Source organism: Mesorhizobium sp. M0145 (assembly GCF_040322355.1).
Lineage (GTDB): Bacteria > Pseudomonadota > Alphaproteobacteria > Rhizobiales > Rhizobiaceae > Mesorhizobium.
In genome coordinates, this window is the sequence record NZ_JAMYTK010000069.1 from 1 (window position 1) to 1245 (window position 1245).

Here is a 1245-nt window from a genome sequence, read left to right on the forward strand (position 1 = left end):
TTTGAGGAAAGCAAAGCCAAGACAGCCTCGTGCAATCGTCATTTTATCAAAAATAGGCAAGATAGGAGAAAGCTGCTCATGCCGGCATTTAGTCAACAGGAATACCGCGAACGCACGCGCCGACTTCGCCAGGAGATGGCGGAGCATGGCATTGACACGCTGCTTGTCATGAACGAGTCAAACATGAACTATCTCACGGGCTATGACGGATACTCAGAATACGTTCCGCAGCTCGCCCTCGTATGTCAAGAAGAGGAAGATCCGTGGCTTATCCTGCGCGAGATCGACACTTTGTGTGCAACGCCCACCTCATACCTGCCGGAATCGCGCATCCTCAGTTATCCCGAGAAATACATCGGGTCGAGCCAGCGGACGGCATGGGAGCCGATCGGCGATCTGATCCGCGAGCGTACCAAGTCGAGCCGCATTGGGATCGAACTGACGGCTAAGGTATTTGGAGTGAAGGCTCATACGGCCCTCGCCAACAGCTTGGACCTGTCGAAGGCAATCGATGCCGATGGCATGATTTCCAAACTGAAGACGGTAAAGTCACCAGCTGAGCTTGCCTACATGGAGCAGGCTGGAAAGATTGCGGACAGAGCCATGCAGATGGGCCGGCTGGAGATTGCTGCTGGCGCGCGCGAATGCGACGTAGCGGCTGCCGTAATGCATGCTTTGATCAAAGGCACGCCGGAAATTCCCGGGGGTGTTTGCGCGTTTCCAACTATGCCGGTTGGCTCTCCCGCCAACGCACCGCATATTATGTGGTCCGACGCGAGTTACAGGATGGGCAGCCAGACCAATTTCGAGATAGCCGGCTTCCGACACCGTTATGCCTGCGCCTTGTCACGGACAGTATTCTTGGGCGAACCAACCGCTCGGGCGCAGCATCTGCATCAAGCCGCCTTGGACGGCTTTCTCGCGCAGTTCGAGGCTATACGGCCGGGAGTTACTTGCTCGGATGTTGCGCGAGCATTCAAGCGCGCCTTTGAACCTTTTGGCGTGCGGAAGGAATCCAGGAGCGGCTACTCCATTGGTCTGGCTTGGACCGACGGCGGAGGCAGCTTCCAGGAGGACGACCACACCGTAATTGAACCCAACATGACCTTCCACGTCCTCATCGGCATTTTTGAGAAGGATGATGGCTACATCTTCAGCGAGACTGTTCGCGTGACCGAGAACGGCGCGAAGTCACTGAGCAGAATGTCTCGTGACCTGCTGGTCAATTACTGACTTTTAAGGGTA

At 55.7% G+C, this 1245-nt stretch carries 1 protein-coding gene; it reads left to right on the forward strand.

The features are described 5' to 3' along the window. A partial coding sequence (locus tag NKJ28_RS32930; RefSeq protein WP_352638598.1) for a M24 family metallopeptidase occupies positions 1–1233 on the forward strand: 1233 nt, incomplete at its 5' end. Between the last annotated feature and the right edge of the window lie 12 nt (positions 1234–1245).